Source organism: Paenirhodobacter sp. CAU 1674, from assembly GCF_029222945.1.
GTDB lineage: Bacteria > Pseudomonadota > Alphaproteobacteria > Rhodobacterales > Rhodobacteraceae > Rhodobacter.
The window spans coordinates 327,407-348,296 of record NZ_JARHUH010000001.1 but is presented as its reverse complement, the minus strand read 5'-3'; the positions used below and the strand labels follow the sequence as shown (position 1 = coordinate 348,296).

17 protein-coding genes are annotated in these 20,890 nt (G+C 66.1%); 11 read left to right on the top strand and 6 right to left on the bottom strand.

Features of this window, described 5'->3' with window-relative positions; genetic code table 11:
• Positions 1 to 673 precede the first annotated feature (673 nt).
• The 9 genes from P2G62_RS01625 (at position 674) to murD (ending at position 10,581) form a co-directional block, all read left to right on the top strand.
• Entirely contained in the window at positions 674 to 1,123 is a 450-nt protein-coding gene (locus P2G62_RS01625) for a cell division/cell wall cluster transcriptional repressor MraZ (RefSeq protein ID WP_275733104.1), read from the top strand.
• Positions 1,120 to 2,133: a 16S rRNA (cytosine(1402)-N(4))-methyltransferase RsmH gene (gene rsmH / locus P2G62_RS01620; protein WP_275733103.1), complete on the top strand. Its 1,014-nt coding sequence runs from the start codon at positions 1,120 to 1,122 to the stop codon at positions 2,131 to 2,133. The genes P2G62_RS01625 and rsmH overlap by 4 nt, the downstream gene beginning before the upstream one ends.
• Complete coding sequence (locus P2G62_RS01615) at positions 2,130 to 2,483, top strand: cell division protein FtsL (RefSeq protein ID WP_275733102.1); 354 nt, start codon at positions 2,130 to 2,132, stop codon at positions 2,481 to 2,483. The genes rsmH and P2G62_RS01615 overlap by 4 nt, the downstream gene beginning before the upstream one ends.
• The gene (locus P2G62_RS01610) at positions 2,480 to 4,267 is read left to right on the top strand and encodes a penicillin-binding protein 2 (RefSeq protein WP_275733101.1); all 1,788 of its coding nucleotides are present in this window, start codon (positions 2,480 to 2,482) and stop codon (positions 4,265 to 4,267) included. The genes P2G62_RS01615 and P2G62_RS01610 overlap by 4 nt, the downstream gene beginning before the upstream one ends.
• A 130-nt stretch (positions 4,268 to 4,397) precedes the next feature.
• Positions 4,398 to 5,876: a UDP-N-acetylmuramoyl-L-alanyl-D-glutamate--2,6-diaminopimelate ligase gene (locus P2G62_RS01605; protein ID WP_275733100.1), complete on the top strand. Its 1,479-nt coding sequence runs from the start codon at positions 4,398 to 4,400 to the stop codon at positions 5,874 to 5,876.
• Complete coding sequence (murF, locus tag P2G62_RS01600) at positions 5,876 to 7,324, top strand: UDP-N-acetylmuramoyl-tripeptide--D-alanyl-D-alanine ligase (protein WP_275733099.1); 1,449 nt, start codon at positions 5,876 to 5,878, stop codon at positions 7,322 to 7,324. The genes P2G62_RS01605 and murF overlap by 1 nt, the downstream gene beginning before the upstream one ends.
• The gene (gene mraY, locus P2G62_RS01595) at positions 7,324 to 8,406 is read left to right on the top strand and encodes a phospho-N-acetylmuramoyl-pentapeptide-transferase (protein ID WP_275733098.1); all 1,083 of its coding nucleotides are present in this window, start codon (positions 7,324 to 7,326) and stop codon (positions 8,404 to 8,406) included. The genes murF and mraY overlap by 1 nt, the downstream gene beginning before the upstream one ends.
• A gap of 5 nt (positions 8,407 to 8,411) precedes the next feature.
• A complete protein-coding gene (locus P2G62_RS01590; RefSeq protein ID WP_345799258.1) occupies positions 8,412 to 9,098 on the top strand; it encodes a DUF2161 family putative PD-(D/E)XK-type phosphodiesterase in 687 nt (228 codons plus the stop codon).
• A gap of 85 nt (positions 9,099 to 9,183) precedes the next feature.
• Complete coding sequence (gene murD / locus P2G62_RS01585; RefSeq protein ID WP_275733097.1) at positions 9,184 to 10,581, top strand: UDP-N-acetylmuramoyl-L-alanine--D-glutamate ligase; 1,398 nt, start codon at positions 9,184 to 9,186, stop codon at positions 10,579 to 10,581.
• Between the two features lie 79 nt (positions 10,582 to 10,660).
• On the opposite strand, the gene P2G62_RS01580 is transcribed toward murD, so the two are convergent.
• The 5 genes from P2G62_RS01580 to P2G62_RS01560 form a co-directional block, all read right to left on the bottom strand.
• A complete protein-coding gene (locus tag P2G62_RS01580; RefSeq protein WP_275733096.1) occupies positions 10,661 to 12,589 on the bottom strand; it encodes a methyl-accepting chemotaxis protein in 1,929 nt (642 codons plus the stop codon).
• 170 nt (positions 12,590 to 12,759) lie between these two features.
• Positions 12,760 to 13,866: a TRAP transporter substrate-binding protein gene (locus P2G62_RS01575; protein ID WP_275733095.1), complete on the bottom strand. Its 1,107-nt coding sequence runs from the start codon at positions 13,864 to 13,866 to the stop codon at positions 12,760 to 12,762.
• Positions 13,867 to 14,103: 237 nt separating this feature from the next.
• The gene (locus P2G62_RS01570; RefSeq protein ID WP_275733094.1) at positions 14,104 to 15,198 is read right to left on the bottom strand and encodes a TRAP transporter substrate-binding protein; all 1,095 of its coding nucleotides are present in this window, start codon (positions 15,196 to 15,198) and stop codon (positions 14,104 to 14,106) included.
• Between the two features lie 240 nt (positions 15,199 to 15,438).
• Positions 15,439 to 16,269 carry an arginyltransferase gene (locus P2G62_RS01565; protein ID WP_275733093.1) on the bottom strand — a complete coding sequence of 277 codons (831 nt, stop codon included), beginning with the start codon at positions 16,267 to 16,269 and terminating at the stop codon, positions 15,439 to 15,441.
• A 154-nt stretch (positions 16,270 to 16,423) separates the two neighbouring features.
• Positions 16,424 to 16,894 carry a DUF2852 domain-containing protein gene (locus tag P2G62_RS01560; protein WP_275733092.1) on the bottom strand — a complete coding sequence of 157 codons (471 nt, stop codon included), beginning with the start codon at positions 16,892 to 16,894 and terminating at the stop codon, positions 16,424 to 16,426.
• A 172-nt stretch (positions 16,895 to 17,066) separates the two neighbouring features.
• Between P2G62_RS01560 and P2G62_RS01555 the strand changes: the two genes are divergently transcribed.
• Positions 17,067 to 19,838 carry a glutamine-synthetase adenylyltransferase gene (locus P2G62_RS01555; protein WP_275733091.1) on the top strand — a complete coding sequence of 924 codons (2,772 nt, stop codon included), beginning with the start codon at positions 17,067 to 17,069 and terminating at the stop codon, positions 19,836 to 19,838.
• A 16-nt stretch (positions 19,839 to 19,854) separates the two neighbouring features.
• A complete protein-coding gene (locus P2G62_RS01550; protein WP_275733214.1) occupies positions 19,855 to 20,130 on the top strand; it encodes a hypothetical protein in 276 nt (91 codons plus the stop codon).
• Positions 20,131 to 20,134: 4 nt separating this feature from the next.
• Here the strand turns inward: P2G62_RS01550 and eda are convergent, their stop codons facing one another.
• Positions 20,135 to 20,776 (bottom strand): bifunctional 4-hydroxy-2-oxoglutarate aldolase/2-dehydro-3-deoxy-phosphogluconate aldolase, encoded by a 642-nt coding sequence (gene eda / locus P2G62_RS01545; RefSeq protein ID WP_275733090.1) that lies wholly within the window; start codon positions 20,774 to 20,776, stop codon positions 20,135 to 20,137.
• Between the last annotated feature and the right edge of the window lie 114 nt (positions 20,777 to 20,890).

The window sequence follows — 20,890 nt, the reverse complement described above, 5'->3', positions numbered from 1 at the left end:
CCCCTTTGCCATGTGAGGGGCTCCGAGCGGGGCTATGGGAATTCATGGAATCCGGGCGACCGGATCGTCGTTCACAGCGAATCGCAGGCGCGTGATGGCCCGTGATTCCGCGAAATTTTGGATGGATGCGCCCTGCTGAGCGCTCTCGCTGCAATATTTTTAGAAGGTTTGGCGGGGCTTTGGGATTTCATGGGCTTTCGATGGGGTGTGCCTGCGGAACAATATCTGGTGGCTGGGTGTAAGTTGGGCGCTACTTCTGGCGCATGGTGGCGCCAAATTGACCACAAGACCTTGTTTTTCAATGTGGTCTGGAACCAGATCTGGCCTCGGATTTCCATGGCTGACCATTTTTTCCCTTGATTTCCCACCCCGGCCCGTGGCACCAATTGGACATCGAGAAGACGGGCTAACGAGGCACAAAGACCTCACGGCGAAATTAGCAGGTTTCATACAGGCACCCGCTTCACGAACACACGAGATCCGGCGCGCGGGCGAGCAGACATCCCCCCAGGTGGCGCGCGCAGTCGGACATACCCAGAGATGGGACGAGGGCGGCGGATTGGGCAGTGGCAGCAGCCCAATCCGCCGTTTTCGTTTCTGAAAACCAGGCGGGGGAACGGGACAGGAGCACGCGCCTTTGGCACGTCGGTTCAGAGGGTCAGAGACGTTCAAGGTGGACGCGAAGGGTCGCGTTTCCATCCCTGCCTCTTTCCGCCGCGTGATCGAGGCCTGCGATCCCGACTGGCAGCCCGGCCAACGCCCCAATATCGTCATCGTCTACGGTCCGCCCGAGCAGAAATATCTCGAGGTCTTTACCATGGAAGCGGCGTATGAGATCGATGATCAGATCGACGCCATGCAACGTGGGTCGCAGGAACGGCGCGAGGTCGAGGAAAAGATGTATGAGCTGTCGCATCAGACCGATATCGACAACGACGGCCGTCTGGTCCTGCCGCAGAAGCTGCGCGAAAAGATCGGCCTGAAGTCCGAGGCCTATTTCGCCTCGGCCGGGACGACCTTCAAGATCTGGGACCCCGAGGCCTATGAGGCCGACCGCGAAACCCGCATGGACCGCCCGAAAGATTATGACCCGCTGGTCAACCTGCCACAGGTGGCGCCATGACCGAGGCACCGCATGTCCCGGTATTGCTGCGGCCGCTCCTCGGGGCGGTCGCGCCTGTCTCTGGGGGCTGGCTGGATGGCACCTTCGGCGCGGGCGGCTATAGCCGGGGCCTGCTGGAGGCGGGCGCCGATCTGGTGATCGGCGTCGACCGCGATCCGATGGTGTTTCGCATGGCCGAGGATTGGCGCGGCGCCTATGGCGACCGCCTGCGGCTGGTCGAGGGCACGTTTTCCGAGCTGGACAGCTATGCTGCCGAGATCGCGCCGGGTGAGGGCGGTTTCGGGGGGCTCGATGGGGTGGTGCTGGATCTGGGCGTCAGCTCGATGCAGCTCGATCAGCCCGAGCGCGGGTTTTCCTTCCTGCGCGACGGGCCGCTGGACATGCGGATGTCCGACACGGGCCCCAGCGCCGCCGATCTGGTCAATACGCTGGAAGAGGGCGCGCTGGCTGACATCCTTTATCACTATGGCGAGGAACGCGCCTCGCGCCGGATCGCGCGGGCCATCGTGGCGGCGCGCCCCTTCACCACCACGCTGCAACTGGTGGCGGTGATCGAGCGCTGCCTGCCGCGCCCGAAACCGGGCCAGAGCCACCCGGCAACCCGCAGCTTCCAGGCGATCCGCATCGCCGTGAACGACGAATTCGGCCAGCTGATCGAGGGGCTGGAAGCCGCGGAGCGCGCCTTGAAACCCGGCGGCAAGCTGGCGGTCGTCAGCTTCCATTCGCTGGAGGATCGTGTGGTCAAGCGCTTCCTGTCGGCACGCTCCGGCGGGGCCGGGCAGGGCTCGCGCTATGCGCCGGTGCAGCAGGCCGAGGCGCCCGCTTTCCGGCTGCTGACCAAGGCGATTGGCCCCGACGATCAGGAACTGGCGGAAAATCCGCGCGCCCGGTCTGCCAAGTTGCGGGTGGCGGTGCGCACGGACGCCCCTGCGGGCCAGGCCGACCGCACCACCCTGGGCCTGCCTGCACCTGTCCTGAAACCAACTGGTTTTAAAGGGAAAAACCGATGAGATCGCTGATCTATCTTGCCACTGCGCTTTGTGTCATGGGTCTGGCTTTCTGGGCCTATCGGGTGAATTACGAAACGCAGGACAAGCAAAGCGAGTTGCGCGCGCTGCAGCGCGAGATTGCCTCGCTGCACGAAGGTCTGGGCGTGCTGAATGCCGAATGGGCCTATCTGAACCGGCCCGACCGGCTGCGCGAACTGGTCAACATGAATTTCGGCCGGCTGGCGCTGCTGCCGCTGACGCCCGAGCAGTTCGGCGATGTGGCGCAGATCGCCTATCCCGATCCGCAGGCGCTGCCGGTGACCGACCCGATCGACGTGATTGCCACCGGAGTTGAGGAGGCCGCCCAATGATCCGCACGCCGCTGCGCCCTCTGGCCCGCATTCTGGACGCCCGCGCCCGGGGGGTGAACCCGGACACGATCGAACGTGAAAACATCCGCCTGCGCGGAGAGGCGACGCGCGACCGCTCGCGCCTGGTGGCCGAGGGGCGGTTGCTGATGATGGGGCTGCTGTTCGTCGGCGCCTTCACCACTGTCGGGCTGCGGATGGGGACGCTGGCCGCGTCCGAACCCGTCGAACCGCAGCTCTCGGATACCGGCGCCGCGATCATGGCGCAGCGCGCCGACATCACCGACCGGCAGGGCCGCGTTCTGGCAACCAATCTGGTGACCCACGCGCTCTATGCGCAGCCGCCGATGCTGATCGATCCGGTCAACACCGCGGAAAAACTGGTCGAGATCTTCCCTGATTTGGATCGCGACAGGCTGGTGCGCGATTTTACGGGGACGCGCAAGTTCTTGTGGATAAAGAAGAAAATTAGCCCCGAGCAGATGCAGGCGGTGCATGACATCGGCGATCCCGGGCTGTTGTTCGGCCCGCGCGAGATGCGGCTTTATCCCAACGGCGCGCTGGCGGCGCATGTGCTGGGCGGCGCGCGCTTCGGGGCCGAAGGCGTGTCCTCGGCCGAGATCGTCGGCGTCGCGGGGGTCGAGAAGGCCTTTGACGGCTGGCTGCGCGACCCGGCCAATGCGGGCGCGCCGCTCAAGCTCTCGATCGACCTGACGATCCAGTCCGCGATGGAGGAAATCCTGTCGGGCGGGATGAAGCTGATGAATGCCAAGGGCGCGACCGCCGTGCTGATGGAGGTGCAGACCGGCGAGATCGTGGCGATGGCCAGCCTGCCCGATTTCGACCCCAACGATCGCCCCGCGCCGTTGACCAAGGGCGATGCGGGCGACAGCCCGCTGTTCAACCGCGCGGTGCAGGGGGTCTATGAACTGGGCTCGACCTTCAAGATCTTTGCCGTGGCGCAGGCGATGGAAATGGGGCTGGTCAATCCCGGCACGATGATTTCGACCAAGACGCCGCTGGTCTATGGCCGGTTCCGCATCCGCGATTTCCACAATTACGGCGCTGAAAACTCGGTCACCGACGTGATCGTGCATTCCTCGAACGTGGGCACCGCGCATATCGCGCAGATGATCGGGCCGGAACGGCAGCGTGAATTCCTGGGCAAGCTCGGGTTCCTCGAACCGACCCCGGTCGAACTGGTCGAGGCGCCGACGGGGCGGCCGATCATTCCGCAGAAATGGTCCGAGATCTCGGCAATGACCATCGGCTACGGTCACGGCCTTTCGGCCAGCCCGCTGCATCTGGCCGCCGCCTATGCGACGGTGGCCAACGGCGGGCGCAAGATCACGCCGACGCTGGTGCACAACGCCGATCATGCCCCGGGCGAGCGGGTGATGAGCGAGGTTGTCGCGCGGCGCACGCTGGCGATGATGCGCGCGGTGGTGACCCGCGGCACCGCCTCTTTCGGGGATGTGAAGGGCTATCAGGTGGCCGGCAAGACCGGCACCGCCGACAAGGCCAAGCCCACGGGCGGCTATTACAAGGACAAGGTGATCGCCACCTTCGCGGGCACCTTCCCGGTGACCGACCCGAAATATGTGCTGATCCTGACGCTGGACGAGCCGTCGGAAAATTCGGGCAGCGAGCCGCGCCGCACCGCGGGCTGGACCGCCGTTCCGGTGGCCGCCGAGGTGATCCGCCGTGTCGCGCCGCTGCTGGGCCTGCGCCCGCAGGCCGATCCCGAGACGCTCGAAGGGATTCAGCTGGTCAAAGTCAAAGGCTGACCGGATGGGAACGGACAGGGCGGCGGGTATCGGCAAAGCCGTGCCTGCCGCCTTTTTTACAGGGACCGTCGCGTTGACGCGCGGGGGCGCACCACGATAAATGGCAGCAGGCAAAAGCGGGGCACAAGATATGGGCAACTCAACCAAAACGCTCAGCGCACTTGGCCTGACGGCATTGCACGGGGCGGATGCGGAAATCACCGGGCTTAGCGTGGACAGCCGTCTTGTGCGCCCGGGCCATCTGTTTGCGGCGCTGCCCGGCACCAAGGCACATGGCGCCGAATTCATCCCCACCGCGCTGGAACGCGGCGCCGTGGCCGTGCTGACCGACCGCGAAGGCGCCGAGATCGCGCGCGCAGTGCTGGCGGGCGTGTCGCTGGTGGTGACCGAAGATCCGCGTCAGGCGCTGGCCTTTGCGGCGGCGCTGTGGTTCGGTCGCCAGCCCGAGACCGTGGTTGCCGTGACCGGCACCAATGGCAAGACCTCGGTCGCCACCTTCACCCGGCAGATCTGGCAGTTGCTGGGGCTGGAGGCCGCCAATATCGGCACCACCGGGGTCGAGGGCGCCTTTTCCGCGCCGTCCCCGCACACCACGCCCGAGCCGATCACCCTGCACCGGCTGCTGTCCGATATGGCCACCGCCGGGGTGACCCATGCCGCGATGGAGGCCAGTTCGCACGGGTTGGCGCAGCGGCGGTTGGACGGCGTGCGGCTGTCGGCGGCGGCGTTTACCAATTTCACCCAGGATCATCTGGATTATCACGCCACCTTCGACGAATATTTCGCCGCCAAGGCCGGGCTGTTCACCCGGGTGCTGCCCGAGGATGGCGTGGCAGTTATCAACCTTGATGACCCGAAGGGGGCCGAACTGGCGAAATACGCCACCGTGCGCGGCCAGCGGGTGATTGGCATCGGGCACGGCGAGGATTGCGAAATGCGCCTGCTGGGCCAGCGTTTCGACGCGACCGGGCAGGATGTGCGGTTTTCCTGGTTGGGCGAGACGCAGATGGTGCGCCTGCCGCTGATCGGCGGGTTTCAGGCGATGAACGTGCTGACGGCGGCGGCCCTGGCGATCGGCTGCGGTGCCGATGCGGCCGAGGTCTTTGCCGTGCTGCCGCGCCTGTCCACCGTGCGCGGGCGGATGCAGCTGGCCGCGACCCGCGACAACGGCGCGACGGTGTTCGTCGATTATTCGCACACCCCCGACGCGGTGCAGACGGCGCTGCGCGCGCTGCGCCCGCATGTGATGGGGCGGCTGGTGGCGATTGTCGGTGCGGGCGGCGACCGCGATCGCACCAAGCGCCCGCTGATGGGCCGGGCTGCCGCGGAAAACGCCGATCTGGTGATTGTGACCGATGACAACCCGCGCAGCGAAGACCCGGCCACGATCCGCGCCGCGGTGCTGCAGGGGGCGGGCCCCGAGGCGACCGAGGTCGGCGACCGCGCCGAGGCGATCCTGCGCGGGGTCGATGCGCTGGGGCCGGGCGACGCGTTGCTGATCTGCGGCAAGGGCCATGAAACGGGGCAGGTGATCGGCACCGACATCTACCCGTTTGACGATGTCGAACAGGCAAGCGTGGCCGTGGCCGCGCTGGATGGGAAAATCTGATGGCTGTCTTGTGGACTTCCGCCGACGCGGCCGCCGCAACCCGGGGCCGCGCCACGCGCCCGTTTGCGGTGACCGGAATTTCGATCGACACCCGCTCGATCCGGCCCGGCGATCTGTTCGTCGCGCTGAAGGATGTGCGCGATGGCCATGACTTCGTAGCCGATGCGCTGAAGAAAGGCGCCAGTGCGGCGCTGGTCAGCCGCATCCCCGAGGGCTGTTCCGAGGCCGATCCGCTGCTGATCGTGCCTGATGTGCTGGCCGCGCTGGAAGATCTGGGCCGCGCGGGTCGGGCGCGGACACGCGCCCGGGTGATCGCGGTCACGGGGTCTGTCGGCAAGACCTCGACCAAGGAAATGCTGCGCGCGGTTTTGTCGGCACAGGGCAAGGTCCATGCCGCCGAGGCCAGCTTCAACAACCACTGGGGCGTGCCGATCACGCTGGCGCGGATGCCGGCCGACGCGGATTTCGCGGTGGTCGAGATCGGCATGAACCACCCCGGAGAGATCGCGCCGCTGGCCCGCATGGCCCGTCCGCATGCCGCGATGATCACCACTGTCGCCCCCGCCCATCTGGAGGCCTTCGCCGATCTGGCCGGGATAGCGCGTGAAAAAGGTGCGATTTTCGAGGGGCTGGAACCGGGCGGCGTGGCGGTCATCCCGACCGGGCTGTCGGTCACCCCGATCCTGCGCGCGGCGGCCGCCGGTGCGGCGCGGGTTCTGACCTTCGGGCCGGAACCGGGCTCGGACTATCGTCTGACGGCCGCACGGATTGCGGGCGATGCGACGATCGTGCAGGCCGAACATGGCGGGCAGCCGCTGTTGTTCAAGGTGATGACGCCTGGAAAACATTTCGCAAACAATGCCTTGGGCGTACTGGCGCTGGCCGAGGCGGTCGGCGCCGATCCGGCGGTCGTCGCCTGTGACATGGGCCTGTGGGAGCCGCCCGCGGGCCGCGGTGCGCGCGAACGGATCTATCTGGATATCGTCGATGAGGGCCAGAGCTTCGATCTGTTCGACGATGCATTCAACGCCAACCCGGCCTCGATGGATGCCGCGCTTGATGTGCTGGCCGCAGCCAGCCCCCGCGACGGGGTGGGGCGCGTGAAGCACGGGCGCCGCGTGGCGATTCTGGGCGACATGCTGGAACTCGGCCCCGATGAGATCGCGCTGCATGCCGCCATCGCCGACCACCCGGCCATGGCGGCCGTCGATACCGTGCATCTGGCCGGGCCGCGGATGCACGCGCTGTGGGAGGTTCTGCCGCGGGCCAAACGGGGCGAGTGGTTCGATACCGCCCGCGCGCTGGCCGAGCGCGCGCCACATCTGGTCGACGCCGGCGATGTGGTGCTGGTCAAGGGCTCCAAAGGATCGAAAGTCAGCCTGGTGGTTGACGCGCTGAAAAAACTCGGGCAGCCCGGCGCGGCCGAGGCTCATAAAGGAAAAGAGTAATGTTGTATTGGCTGGCGAACCTGTCGGACGGTGGTGATTTCTTCAATCTCTTCCGATACATTACCTTTCGGGCCGGGGCTGCCTTCTTTACCGCGCTGATCTTCGGCTTCCTTTTCGGGCGTCCGCTGATCGACATTCTGCGCCGCAAGCAGGGCAAGGGTCAGCCGATCCGCACCGACGGACCGCAGACCCATTTCGCCAAGGCGGGCACCCCGACGATGGGGGGGCTGTTGATCCTGTCCGCGCTGCTGGTTTCGACGCTCCTGTGGGCGCGGCTCGACAACGGGTATATCTGGATCGTGCTGGGCGTGACCTATGGCTATGCGCTGATCGGGTTTGCCGATGATTACGCCAAGGTCACCAAGCAGAACGTCAAGGGCGTCAGCTCGCGCATCCGGATGATCTTGGGGCTGGCCCTTGCGGCGGTCGCGGCGGCGGCGGCGGCCTGGCTGCATCCGGCCGATCTGTCGAACCAGCTGGCGCTGCCGGTGTTCAAGGATGCGCTGATCAATCTGGGCTTCCTGTTCGTGCCCTTCGCGATGATCGTGATCGTCGGCGCGGCCAATGCGGTTAACCTGACCGACGGGCTCGACGGGCTGGCGATCATGCCGGTGATGATCGCGGCGGGCACGCTGGGGGCCATCGCCTATATCGTCGGGCGCGTCGATTTCACCAATTATCTGGGCGTGCATTTCGTGCCCGGCACCGGCGAGATCTTCGTCTTCACCGCCGCGCTGATCGGCGGGGGGCTGGGGTTCTTGTGGTATAACGCCCCGCCCGCGGCGGTCTTCATGGGCGATACCGGCTCTCTCGCGCTGGGCGGCGCCTTGGGGGCGATCGCGGTCTGCACCAAGCACGAGCTGGTTCTGGCGATCGTCGGCGGGCTGTTCGTGGTCGAGGCGCTGAGCGTCATCATCCAGGTGCTCTATTTCAAGCGCACCGGCAAGCGGGTCTTCCTGATGGCGCCGATCCACCACCATTTCGAGAAGAAAGGCTGGGGCGAGGCGCAGATCGTGATCCGGTTCTGGATCATCTCGCTGATCCTGGCGCTGATCGGTCTGGCGACGCTGAAGATCCGCTGAAGCCCGTGCGTGAGGCCGATCTCTACCCGCCTGTCAAAGCCTATCTCGAAGCGCAGGGCTATACCGTCAAGGCCGAGATCGGCGATTGCGACGTGCTGGCCCGGCGTGGCGAGGAGCCGCCGGTGGTGGTCGAACTCAAGCTGACGTTTTCGCTGGCGCTGGTGATGCAGGGCACCGCTCGTCAGGCGCTGTTCGATTATGTCTATCTGGCGGTGCCCGTGTCGTCTGCGCGCGGCTGGAAACTGCGCTATGCCGATATTCTGCGGCTCTGCCGCCGTCTGGGGCTTGGGCTGCTGGCGGTTGATCCGGGGAAATCCACGGTCGAGGCGCATCTCGACCCCGGCCCCTATGCGCCGCGCCGCAATACCAAACGCGCGAGCCGTCTGCTGCGCGAGTTCGAGCGCCGTGTGGGGGACCCCAATCTGGGTGGCACCACTGGCCAGACCCGGATGACCGCCTATCGTCAGGACGCGCTGCGACTGGCCTATCATCTGGCACAGAAAGGTCCGGGCAAGCCCGCCGATCTGGCGCGCGCCACCGGGGTTGCGCGCGCCGCGACCCTGATGCGCGCCGATCATTACGGCTGGTTCGATCATCCGGCGCGCGGGCTCTATGCGCTCTCGCCCAAAGGTGCCGCGGCGCTGGACGAAAATGCGCAAACCCTGGCCGCGCTCGGGCTTGCGCCGCTCTGAAACCTCTTTCCCCTTCTCTCTGGTTCAAATATCCCACGGGGGTGCGGGGGTGTGAAACCCCCGCGACAAACGCTGGGGGTATGCGATGATTCCGGTTCTGGGGTATGAAGGCTGCAAGGTTGCGGTGCTGGGGCTGGGCCGGTCCGGTCTGGCAACAGCGGCGGCGCTCCGGGCGGGCGGGGCCGAGCCGTTGTGCTGGGATGACAGCCCCGAAGGCCGCGCGCGGGCCGAGGCGGCGGGCTTTGTCTGCCACGATCTGACCCGTGCGGATGCCTGGGACGGGGTGTCGGCGCTGATTACATCGCCGGGGATCGCGCACCTTTATCCGGCGCCCAACAAGCTGATCGCGCGGGCGATGGCGGCGGGGGTTCCGGTCGATAACGACATCGGGCTGTTCTTTCGCAGCTGGGCCACCGCCGCGTGGGACAATTTCGACGTGGCGCCGCGCACGATCTGCGTGACGGGGTCGAATGGCAAATCCACCACCACCGCGCTGATCCATCACATTCTGGAACAGGCCGGCCGGGTGACGCAGATGGCGGGAAACATCGGACGCGGGGTGCTTGATCTGGAGCCTGCGCAGGATGGCGAGGTCGTGGTGCTTGAACTCAGCTCGTATCAGACCGATCTGGCCCGCGCGCTGACCCCCGACATTGCGGTCTTCACCAACCTCTCGCCCGATCATCTGGACCGGCACGGCGGGATGGGCGGCTATTTCGCGGCCAAGCGGCGGCTGTTTGCCGAGGGCGGGCCCGATCGCGCGGTTATCGGGGTGGATGAGGCTGAGGGTGTCTATCTTGCCAACCAGATCGCGACGGGCCCCGAAGACGATCGTGTGATCCGCATCTCCAGTGCGCGCAAGCTTGGGGATTTCGGCTGGTCTGTCTTTGCCCGCAAGGGATTTCTGGCCGAATGGCGCAAGGGGCGGCAGGTTGCCTCCATCGACCTGCGCGAGGTCCAGGGCCTGCCCGGGGCGCATAACCACCAGAACGCCTGCGCGGCCTACGCGGCAACGCGCGCGCTGGGGATCGGTCCGCGGGTCATCGAAGAGGCGTTCCACTCCTTCGCCGGCCTGCCGCATCGCAGCCAGACCGTGGCCGAAAAGGCGGGTGTGCGCTATGTCAATGACAGCAAGGCCACCAATGTGGACAGCGCGGCCAAGGCTCTGCAGGCCTTTGCCAATATTCGCTGGATTGCCGGTGGTCTGGGCAAGGAAGGCGGCGTGAGCGGGCTCCGGCCGTTTGTTGGAACGGTGAAGAAAGCCTATTTCATTGGCCATTCGGGGCGTGATTTCGCGCTGGAACTCGGGATCGCTCACGAGATTTGCGAGACGATGGAGGCCGCAGTCGCTGCCGCCGCGCGGGATGCCGAGGCGGGTGACACCGTATTGCTGGCCCCTGCGGCGGCGAGTTTTGACCAATACCCGAATTTCGAAAAGCGCGGTGCGCATTTCACCGAGCTGGTGCAGGCGCTGCCCGATTGAGGCCCCTCGTGTCTTCGCAGCCCAGCCCGCGTGCGTCATGCCCAGGGGCGAGGCGCGGGCTGTCGGGCGTGCCGCAAGATCACGATGCAAGGCGTGCCGGTTCCTCCTCCTCGGCTTCGATGGTAAAGACCGAGCTGATTTCCTTGAGCGAAAGTGCCTGGGTCATCAGGCCTTGAACGGCGGCGGAGTTTTCCTCGAACATCGCGGCATTTTGCTGGGTGACCTGATCGAGTTGGTTCACTGCGGTCGTCACTTCGGAAATCCCTACGGCCTGTTCGGCCGCCGAGGCGGCGATGGTTGAGACCAGTGTGTCGAGTTCCGACACCAGATCGCCGATATCCCCCAGGGCGGTGTCCGATTGCGAAGCCAGATCGACGCCTGATTTGACCTGGTGTTCCGAGGTGCTGATCAACTCGGCGATTTCGCGGGCGGCTTCGGAGGATCGCTGCGCCAGTGCGCGCACCTCAGAGGCGACGACGGCGAAGCCCCGCCCTGTTTCCCCGGCCCGTGCGGCCTCGACCCCGGCATTCAGCGCCAGCAGGTTGGTCTGGAACGCGATGTCGTCGATCACGCTGGTGATGCGCGAGATCTTCACCGAGCTTTGCGCAATGTCATGCATCGCTGCCACGGTCTGCTTGACGATGTCGCGCCCGGCGGTCGTGGTGTCACGGGTCTTCTCGACCGCCTTGGCGGCATTGCGCGCGCCAGCGGCGGAATTGTCGACCGAGGCCGCCATCTGGTTCATCGCAGCGGCGGTTTCTTCCAGAGAGGCGGCCTGGGTTTCGGTCCGGCGCCCCAGTTCCAGCGATGCGCTGCGCAGACTGCCGGTTTCGGCCTCGATCATGTTCGCGCTGGAAATGATCGACGCGGCCAGTTCCGAGAACTTTTCGATCGCGGCGTTGAAATCGAGACGCAGCTGTTCATAAGAGGGCGGGAAGTGCTCGTGTATCGCGACGCTCAGATCGCCGTGCGACATCGCCTTGAGATTGCGTGCAAGGGTGCTGACCACCTTTTCCTGTTCGCGCATTTGCGCATCGCGCTCGGCTTCGGTCTGCGCGCGCAGCGCATCGCGTTCGGCGCGCTGTGCTTCTTCCTGGCGGTGACGTTCTTCGACCGCAGCGGCATCGCGGGCCTTCATGTCTTCTTCGCGCTTGCGTGCCTCGTCCTGGGCGCGTTTCAGTTCGGCGTCCTTTTCCGCCCGCGCCTGTTCCAGCGCGTCTTTCTCCAGCAAGGCCATGCGGAACTGATCGAGGGCACGGGCCATGTCGCCGATGTCGCTTTTGGCTGCGGTATAGGGCACGTCGGTGGCCGTATCGCCCGCCGTCATCGAGTTCATCCGCGCACAGATCGCCGCGAAGGGGATCGTCACGCTGCGGGCCAGCAGGGTCGAAATCACCAGCAGCACCAGCACGCTGAGCCCCAGTGTGACATTGGCCGCCATTCGCAGTTTGCTCAGGGCTGCGTCGATATCCGAAACATAGGAACCGGTGCCGACGATCCAGCCCCAGGTCGGGAACAGCTTGACATAGCCGATCTTCTTTTCCGCCTCTTGTGCGTCGGGTTTCTTGAAATAGTAGGTCAGGCTGCCCTTGCCGTCGGCCTCGGCGATCTTCTGCATCTCTTCAAAGACGCGAGTGCCATAGAAATCGGCATAGGCCGACTGGTCGGTGCCGACCCAGTCCGGCATCGTGGGGTGAACGATGATGGTGATGTCCTTGTCGAAGGCGTAGAAATAGCCCGAGGTGTCGAAGCGCAGCGCGCTGAGCACCCGGCGCCCTTCGGCCTGCGCCTCTTCCATGCTCAGGGCTCCCGCCTCGACCTCGGATTGCAGCTCTGCCAGCATGCTGATGGCGGTGTCGATCACATCGTTCAGATGGCGTTCGCGCATGTCGTAGGCGTTGTTCACTGCCGAACTCAGCAAGATCTGGGACAGGATGGTCAGCGAAATCGCCGCGATGGTGACGATCGCGTAGATGCGGGCTGGAATTCTATACAGCTTGGAGAACATGGCCGGGAATCCTTGGTTAGACCGGGCCATCCTAAGCGCAAGGCGTGAAGCAATCGTTAGCTGCCGCCGGGAAGCCGCGCATCCCGCGTGGCAAATGTAATGAAAAAGCCCCGGATTGCTCAGGGGCTTTTTGCGGCAGGTGCATGCCGGGCTTAGGCCCGCTAGCGGCGTCAGAGCGCGCCGTTGCGTTGCTGGATCATCATAAACGTGTCGAAGTTGTATTCCGACAGTTGCGCCCAGACATAGGCGTCGCGCTTGTAGGCCAGCTGGCTTTCGTAGATCTTCTTGAAGGCCGCGTTCGACGAGGTGATCTCGGCATAGACTTCCTGCGCGGCGTTGTAGCAGGCGGTCAGTACCTCGGCCGAGAACGGACGCAGCTGCGCGCCATTCGCCATCAGCGTTTTCAGCGCCGCGGGGTTCTTGTAATCATAGGCCGCCAGCATGTCCGAGTTGGCCGCCTGACAGGCCGCGGTAAGCGCAACCTGATAGGCCTCGGGCAGTTCGTCCCATTTCGATTTGTTGAAGAACGCATGCAGGCAGGCGCCGCCTTCCCACCAGCCGGGGTAGTAGTAGTAGGGCGCCACTTTATAGAAGCCGAGCTTTTCATCGTCGTAGGGGCCGACCCATTCGGTCGCGTCGATGGTGCCTTTTTCCAGCGCGGGGTAGATGTCGCCGCCGGCGATCTGCTGCGGCACGACGCCGAGCTTTTCCATCACCTTGCCGCCGAAGCCGCCGATGCGCATTTTCACGCCCTTCAGATCGGCGACGGTGTTGATTTCCTTGCGGAACCAGCCGCCCATCTGCGCGCCGGTATTGCCGCAGGGCAGGCCGTGGATGCCCTGAGTGTTGTAGAATTCGTTCAGCAGGTCATTGCCGCCGCCATAATAGAACCAGCCGTTCTGCTGGCGCGCGTTGAGCCCGAAGGGCACCGCAGTGCCAAGCGCGAAGGTCGCGTCCTTGCCCCAGTAGTAGTAAGAGGCGGTGTGGCAGGCCTCGACCGTGCCGTTCGACACCGCGTCCATCGCCTGCAGGCCGGGGACGATCTCGCCCGCGGCGAAGACCTGGATCTTGAACTTGCCGCCGGTCATCTTCGAGACGTAATTGGCCATGGTTTCGGCCGCGCCATAGATGGTGTCGAGCGATTTGGGGAAAGACGAGGTCAGCCGCCAGGTGATCTCGGGCAGGTCCTCGGCCATGGCCGGCGCGGCCACCGTGGCCGCGGCCGCTGCTGCGGCACCCCCAAGCGCACCCTTGCGGATGAAAGAACGACGATCCATTGGTATTCCTCCCGTTGTTTTCTGAACCGTTCACCCCCGGTCCGCAGCGCGGTTCCTCCCCGGAAGTGGGTCTGGTGGTCACTTTACTTGACCGAAATCGCCTGTAAAGCGTTAGTTTTGCGATTTTTGCAATGCCGCTATCGAAAATGAGAAACCCCGGAATGCGGTCTGCACCCCGGGGTTGAACGTGTGAAACCTGCGCCGAAAAAACGCGGCGCAGGCCCGAAATTCAGGCGATCAGAGCGTGCCGTTGCGCTGCTGGATCATCATGAAGGTGTCGTAGTTGTATTCGGCAACCTGGGTCCAGAGGTAGTTTTCCGACCGGAATTCCTTGATCGACTGCCACAGCTTCGCGAACTCGGGGTTCGTGGCTTCCAGCTCGGCATAGACCTCGTTGGCGGCGGTGAAGCAGGCCTGCAGGATTTCCGGGCTGAACGGACGCAGTTGCGCACCGTTGGCAACCAGCGTCTTGAGCGCCTTGGGGTTCAGGTAGTCATACATCTGCAGCATGTTCGCATCGACGCCCTGGCAGATCGAGCGCAGCAGCGACTGATAGGCCGGGGGCAGGGCTTCGTAGGCGGCCTTGTTGAACATGAAGTGGACGGTCGGGCCACCTTCCCACCAGCCGGGGTAGTAGTAGTAGGGCGCAACTTTATAGAAGCCGAGCTTTTCATCGTCGTAGGGGCCGACCCATTCGGTCGCGTCGATGGTGCCTTTTTCCAGCGCCGGGTAGATGTCGCCGCCGGCGATCTGCTGCGGCACGAGGCCCAGTTTCTCCATCACCTTGCCGGCAAAGCCGCCGACGCGCATCTTCAGGCCCTTCAGGTCTTCGACGGTGTTGATTTCCTTGCGGAACCAGCCGCCCATCTGCACGCCGGTGTTGCCGCCCGGGAAGCCGACGAGGCCCTGGGTCGCGAGGAATTCGTTATACAGGTCGATGCCGCCGCCATGGTAGTGCCAGGCGTTGATGCCGCGCGCCGAGAGCGAGAACGGCACGGCCGCCGCAACGGCCCAGGCCGGGTTCTTGCCCCAGTAATAGTAGCCCACGGTGTGGCAGGCCTCGACCGTGCCCGCAGCGGCGGCATCGGCGGCTTGCAGGCCGGGGACGATTTCGCCGCCCGCAAAGACCTGGATCTTGAACTTGCCGCCGGTGGCTTCTTCGACGCGCTTGGCCAGAACCTCGGCGCCGCCGTAAATCGTGTCGAGCGATTTCGGGAAGGACGAGGTCAGGCGCCAGGTCACCTCGGGCAGATCCTGCGCAAGGGCGGGGGCGGCGAGGCTGGCAGCGGCGCCGCCGATGGCGGCTTTGGTCAGGAATGAACGGCGATCCATAGGTTTCCTCCCGGATGATCAGACTGTCGGAGCGGCGCGGCGCTAGCCTGCGGCACTGCCGGGAAACTGGCAGTTTGGTCGGGTGCTGTCCAGATAAAGCGCAACAGAATCTCTGCGATCCGGCCAGATTTCCAGACGATTTTGCAGAGGCTTAGCCCGAAAACGGTGCTGCTGCGCGTAACTGCCGCAGCTATGGGCGGCCCTGCTTATCCAAGAGGCAGGGGCGCGGGGGCGGGCAGTTCAACCCTCGCGGGTGTCGGGCAGGGAAATGCGCGCGACCTGTTCGGCGATCGGGTCCACCGACAGCGGATGGGTTTCGCTGCAATGGTCCTCGGGGTTGCCGATGTCCTGCCAGCGCCCGCCCTTGAAGATCTCCAGCGCAGAGAAATTCGCCTTGTACCCCATCTTGCGCGAGCCCGGCACCCAATAGCCCAGATAGACATAGGGCAGGCCCGCGCGGCGCGCGATCTCGACATGATCGAGGATCAGGAAGGTGCCCAGGCTGTCGTCGATCCGGTCGGGGTCATAGAAGCTGTAGACCATGCTCAGCCCGTCATCGAGCACATCGGTCAGGCAGACCGCCGTCAGCGCCCGCACGGAGCCGGGGCTTGCCGCGGTTTCGCGATATTCCACCACCCGCGACTTGACCGGCGTCTCCTCGATCATCGCGGCGAATTCGAAAATATCCATGTCCGCCATGCCGCCATCGGCGTGGCGATGGTCCAGATAGCGGCGAAACAGCGCGAATTGTTCCTCGGTCGCCCAGGGGCTGGTGGCGGTGCGCTTCAGATCGGCATTGCGCCGCAGCACCCGCCGCTGGGTGCGCGACAAGGTGAAATCCGCCACCCGGATGCGGGCCGACAGGCAGGCCGTGCAATCCGCGCAGGACGGGCGATACAGCACATTCTGCGAACGCCGGAATCCCTGCCGCGACAGGGCATTGTTCAGCTTTTCGGCGCCTTCGCCCTGCAGCGCGGTAAACAGCTTCCGTTCGGCCCGCCCGTCCAGATAGGGACAGGGCTGCGGCGCGGTCACATAGAACTGCGGGGCGAGCGGAAGGGAATGACGCATGATCGCTGAGGTTTTGGGTGGTTGAGCGGAAGGCTAGCAACTTCGGTGGCTTGCGCCAAGCCTTTCCTCGAACCGAAATAGTCGCAGGCCCGGCTTTTTCAAGCCGGGCCCGGGAAGGGCGCGCGTGCGTGGCGTGCCGAAGGGACGTGCGAACTCAGTAATTGCCGCGCGGAGCGTCGTCTTCGGGGGCGTTCTGCTCGGTCGCGGGCGCGGCGGCGGCGTGGGCGCGTTCGTCCATGTACTGGTCGAATTCAGCCTTGTCGCGGGCTTCGCGCAGGCGGGCCAGGAAGGCTTCGAAATCGTCCTGCTCGCGCTCCAGACGGGCCAGGGTGTCGGCCTTGTAGGCGTCGAAGGCGGCGTTGCCGGTGCCGCGGCGGGCGTGGAAATGCAGGCGCGGCCCGCACATGCGGCTGGCCTCCCGGGCGCGGCGGCAGCCCTTGCCGAAGCGGCCGGTAATCAGGATGAAGCCCAGAACCAGCAGGCCCAGCGGGCCGGCAAAGATGAACGAGCCGACCATCACCACGATCCAGGAGACCGGCCCGCGCTCGTCAAGCCAGTTGAGCGTGCGGGTGATCCAGCCGGGGCGGGCGGCGGCTTCGGCGGCGGAATAGGCATAAGCAGACATGGAAACCTCCGTTGCGATGTGAATTGCCTTCACATTACGGAAGATGGGGAGGGTTCCGTCGCGCACAAGGGGGGATGTAAAACTTTTTTACATTTTTCGATAGCGGGCCGGGCGCCATGCGCTGTCGGGCAAATCCCATTGACCGGCGCGGGCGGCGCAGTAGTGTGGCGCCATGACTTTCGCATCCCGCCTGACCCGCTGTCCCATTCCTTTCGAACCGGAGAGGGGGGCGGATGCTGCGCTGCCCTTTGCCGACCTCGCGCCCGAGTTGCGCGCGTTGATTGCGGGCACGGGCGGGTGTTCGCCCTATCTGTCCGGTCTGCTGACGCGCGAGGCCGCCTGGATCGCGCCTGCACTTTGCGGCACGCCCGAAGCCGCGCTGGAGGCCGAATTCGCGCGGCTGGGCGATGTGGCGCTGGATCAGCTCGGCCCCGAGTTGCGGCGTGCCAAGCGCCGGGTGGCCCTGCTGGCGGGGCTGGCCGATCTGGGCGGCGTCTGGCCGCTGGAGACGGTGACCGGCGCGCTGACACGGTTGGGCGATCTGGCGGTCGATCTGGCCTTGAAGCGGCTGGTCGCCGATGAAATCCGCCGCGGCAAGCTACCCGGCGCGACGCCCGAGGATGCGGCGATCGCGGGCGGCATGGTGGCCCTGGCGATGGGCAAGATGGGCGCGGGCGAGCTGAACTACAGTTCGGATATCGACCTGATCTGCCTGTTCGACGAAAGCCGTTTCGATCCCGCCGACCAGATGGAGGCCCGCGCCTCTTTCATCCGCGTCACCCGCAAGATGGCGGCGCTGCTGTCGGACATCACCGCCGAGGGCTATGTCTTCCGCACCGATCTGCGGCTGCGCCCCGATGCCAGTGTGACCCCGGTCTGCATCTCGATGGCCGCCGCCGAACAGTATTACGAAGCCGAAGGCCGCACCTGGGAACGCGCCGCCTATATCAAGGCGCGGCCCTGTGCCGGGGATCTGGCGGCGGGGCAGCGCTTCCTGACCACGCTGACGCCGTTCGTCTGGCGCAAACACCTCGATTTCGCGGCGATCCAGGATGCGCATGACATGCGCCTGCGGATTCGCGAGCACAAGGGCCTTCACGGTCCGATCACCCTGCCCGGGCATGACATGAAGCTGGGGCAGGGCGGCATACGCGAAATCGAGTTCTTCACCCAGACCCGGCAACTGATCGCGGGTGGGCGTGACCCCGATCTGCGCGATCGCACCACGGTGGGCGGGCTGTCGCTGCTGGCCTCGAAGGGTTGGGTCGATGGCGAGGTGGCGGCCGAGTTGATCGCGCATTACCGCGAGCATCGCGAGATCGAGCATCGCGTGCAGATGGTCAACGATGCCCAGACCCACCGTCTGCCGACGGCCCCCGACGGGCTTGCGCGGATCGCGGCGATGATGGGCGAGGGCGACGTGCAGGCCTGGAGTGCGCGCCTTCTGGGCCGGTTGGAGCGGGTCGAAGCACTGACCGGCGCTTTCTTTGCCCCCGGAGAAGCCGCCGAGGCCCCCGATCTTTCCGAAGGTGCGCAGCGCATCGTCGATGGCTGGCGCAGCTATCCCTGCCTGCGGTCGGACCGGGCGCGCGGGATCTTCCGCCGGGTCGAACCCGAGGTGCTGCGCCTACTGCAACGCGCCGCCAACCCCGAAGAGGCCCTGCGCCAGTTCGACGGTTTCCTCAGCCGTCTGCCTGCCGGGGTGCAGCTGTTCTCGCTGTTCGAGGCGAACCCGCAGCTTGTCGAACTGATCGTCGACATCTGTGCCACCGCGCCGGGCCTGGCGGATTATCTGTCGCGCAATGCGGGCGTTCTGGACGCGGTTCTGGGCGGCGCCTTCTTTGCCCCCTGGCCGGGCGCCGAAGGGCTGGCCGCCAGTCTGGCGGCGGCGTTGCAGGCCGCGCCGGATTACGAGAAGAAACTGGATGCCGCGCGCCGCTGGGCGAAGGAATGGCGCTTCCGCGTGGGGGTGCATCATCTGCGCGGGCTGGCCGATGCGGCCGAGGTGGCGCGGCACTATGCCGATGTGGCCGGGGCTGCGGTGGCCGGGCTCTGGCCCGAGGTGGTGGCCGAGTTCGCACAGAAACACGGGGCGCCCCCGGGGCGTGGCGCGGTCGTGCTGGGGATGGGGTCGCTCGGGGCTGAACGGCTGAATGCCGCCTCGGATCTGGACCTGATCGTGATCTATGATGCCCAGGGGGCCGAGCAATCCGAAGGCCGCAAGCCCCTGGCGACACGGGCCTATTTCGCGCGGCTGACGCAGGCGCTGATTACCGCGCTGACCGCGCCGATGCCGGAAGGACGGCTCTACGAGGTGGACATGCGGCTGCGGCCCTCGGGGCGGCAGGGGCCGGTTGCGGTGTCGCTCGATGCGTTCCGCAGCTATCAGATGGACGAGGCCTGGACATGGGAGCATCTGGCGCTGACCCGGGCGCGGCCGGTGGCGGGCGATGCCGGGCTGGCCGCGGATGTCGAGGCAGTGCGCCGCGCGGTGCTGGCCGCCAAGGGCGCAGGCCCGCAGGTGATGCCCGATCTGGCCGAGATGCGCGCGCGGATCTTCGCCGCGAAGGCCCCCGACGGCGCCTGGGAGGCCAAGATTGGCCCCGGCCGGTTGCAAGACATCGAGCTGTTGGCGCAAAGCTTCGCGCTGCGCGCGGGTGATCCGGCGCGCCGGGTGGAACCGCAACTTCGGATCGGGCCGCGGGGCGGCTTCGTCACCGCGGCGCAGGCCGAGGCGCTGGCGTCGGCCTATCGGTTCCTGTGGCGATTGCAGGCGGGCGGGCGGTTGCTGACCGACAAGCCCTTGGATATGGCTGCGATCGGCGAGGGCGGGCGCGCCTTCCTGCTGCGCGAGGCGGGCGAGGACACTCTGGACGCCCTTGCCGCGCGGCTGGCGCGCACCACATCAGAGGTCGCGGCGATCGTGGAACAGGCGCTGAGGTAACATGGCGAGGAAACTGATGGAGTTGAGCATCGCGGACCCGAAGGGTCTGATCCGCGAAAGCTATCGGATCGAGGGGATCGGCGATGCCGAATGCCGTTCGATCTTCATGGACTGGGCGCTGAGCCTGGAGCCGGGCGTGGATGCGCGCGAGGCAATGCGGGTGGTGCTGGCGGCCTATGAGGGCGCCCCCGGGCATCCGATGAGCGCGGTGCTGAGCGAAGGTCTGACCCGCGCCGATGCGGCAGGCACTCGGCGCGGCGGGCGCGCGGCCCGGTTCGCGCCGGGCGCCTGAGGCCTCAGCGCGGCAAGGCGGCGGCCGCGCGGGCCAGTGCCTCGATCCCGGCCCAGTCGCCCGCCTGCACCATCGCATCGGGCGCCACCCAGCTGCCGCCCGCGCACAGCACGTTGGTCAGCGACAGATAGCTGCCGGCATTCTGCGGGCTGATCCCGCCGGTCGGGCAGAACGAGATCTGCGGCAGCGGTGCGCCGATGGCCTTGAGCGCGGCGGCCCCGCCCGCCACCTCGGCCGGAAAGAATTTCTGCACGTTGTATCCGCGTTCCAGCAGAATCATCGCCTCGGTCGCGGTGGCCGCACCGGGCAACAGCGGCAACCCTTCGTCTTCGCAGGCGCGCAGCAGCGCATCGGTGGCGCCGGGCGAGACGCCGAACTGCGCCCCCGCCGCCTTGGCCGCGCGCACATCGGCGGGTGTGATCAGCGTGCCGGCCCCCACCACGCCACCCGCGACTCCGGCCATCGCGCGGATCGCCTCCAGCGCGCAGGGCGTGCGCAGCGTCACCTCCAGCGCGGGCAGGCCCCCCGCCACCAGCGCGCGGGCCAGCGATTCTGCATGGGCCACGTCCTTGACCACGATCACCGGGATGATCGGGGCCATCAGGCAGATCTTGCGGGCAGCGGCGGATTGATCGGCGGGGGTCATGGGGCACTCCAGTCACGGGCCGCGCGCGGGCGGCGGGTTCGGGAGCCTCCGGCGGGGATATTTGGGCCAGAAAGAAGGGGGAAAGCCGCGCGCCGCCTCGGGCCGCTTGCGGGG

Excerpts from the sequence above, each read along its gene's own strand:
- eda (WP_275733090.1), bottom strand. The coding sequence starts at position 20,776 with ATGACCCCCGCCGATCAATCCGCCGCTGCCCGCAAGATCTGCCTGATG.
- P2G62_RS01575 (WP_275733095.1), bottom strand. The coding sequence starts at position 13,866 with ATGGATCGTCGTTCTTTCATCCGCAAGGGTGCGCTTGGGGGTGCCGCA.
- P2G62_RS01555 (WP_275733091.1), top strand. The coding sequence starts at position 17,067 with ATGACTTTCGCATCCCGCCTGACCCGCTGTCCCATTCCTTTCGAACCG.
- P2G62_RS01605 (WP_275733100.1), top strand. The coding sequence starts at position 4,398 with ATGGGCAACTCAACCAAAACGCTCAGCGCACTTGGCCTGACGGCATTG.
- P2G62_RS01570 (WP_275733094.1), bottom strand. The coding sequence starts at position 15,198 with ATGGATCGCCGTTCATTCCTGACCAAAGCCGCCATCGGCGGCGCCGCT.
- rsmH (WP_275733103.1), top strand. The coding sequence starts at position 1,120 with ATGACCGAGGCACCGCATGTCCCGGTATTGCTGCGGCCGCTCCTCGGG.
- P2G62_RS01560 (WP_275733092.1), bottom strand. The coding sequence starts at position 16,894 with ATGTCTGCTTATGCCTATTCCGCCGCCGAAGCCGCCGCCCGCCCCGGC.
- P2G62_RS01550 (WP_275733214.1), top strand. The coding sequence starts at position 19,855 with ATGGAGTTGAGCATCGCGGACCCGAAGGGTCTGATCCGCGAAAGCTAT.
- P2G62_RS01615 (WP_275733102.1), top strand. The coding sequence starts at position 2,130 with ATGAGATCGCTGATCTATCTTGCCACTGCGCTTTGTGTCATGGGTCTG.
- P2G62_RS01565 (WP_275733093.1), bottom strand. The coding sequence starts at position 16,269 with ATGCGTCATTCCCTTCCGCTCGCCCCGCAGTTCTATGTGACCGCGCCG.
- mraY (WP_275733098.1), top strand. The coding sequence starts at position 7,324 with ATGTTGTATTGGCTGGCGAACCTGTCGGACGGTGGTGATTTCTTCAAT.
- P2G62_RS01580 (WP_275733096.1), bottom strand. The coding sequence starts at position 12,589 with ATGTTCTCCAAGCTGTATAGAATTCCAGCCCGCATCTACGCGATCGTC.
- murF (WP_275733099.1), top strand. The coding sequence starts at position 5,876 with ATGGCTGTCTTGTGGACTTCCGCCGACGCGGCCGCCGCAACCCGGGGC.
- P2G62_RS01610 (WP_275733101.1), top strand. The coding sequence starts at position 2,480 with ATGATCCGCACGCCGCTGCGCCCTCTGGCCCGCATTCTGGACGCCCGC.
- murD (WP_275733097.1), top strand. The coding sequence starts at position 9,184 with ATGATTCCGGTTCTGGGGTATGAAGGCTGCAAGGTTGCGGTGCTGGGG.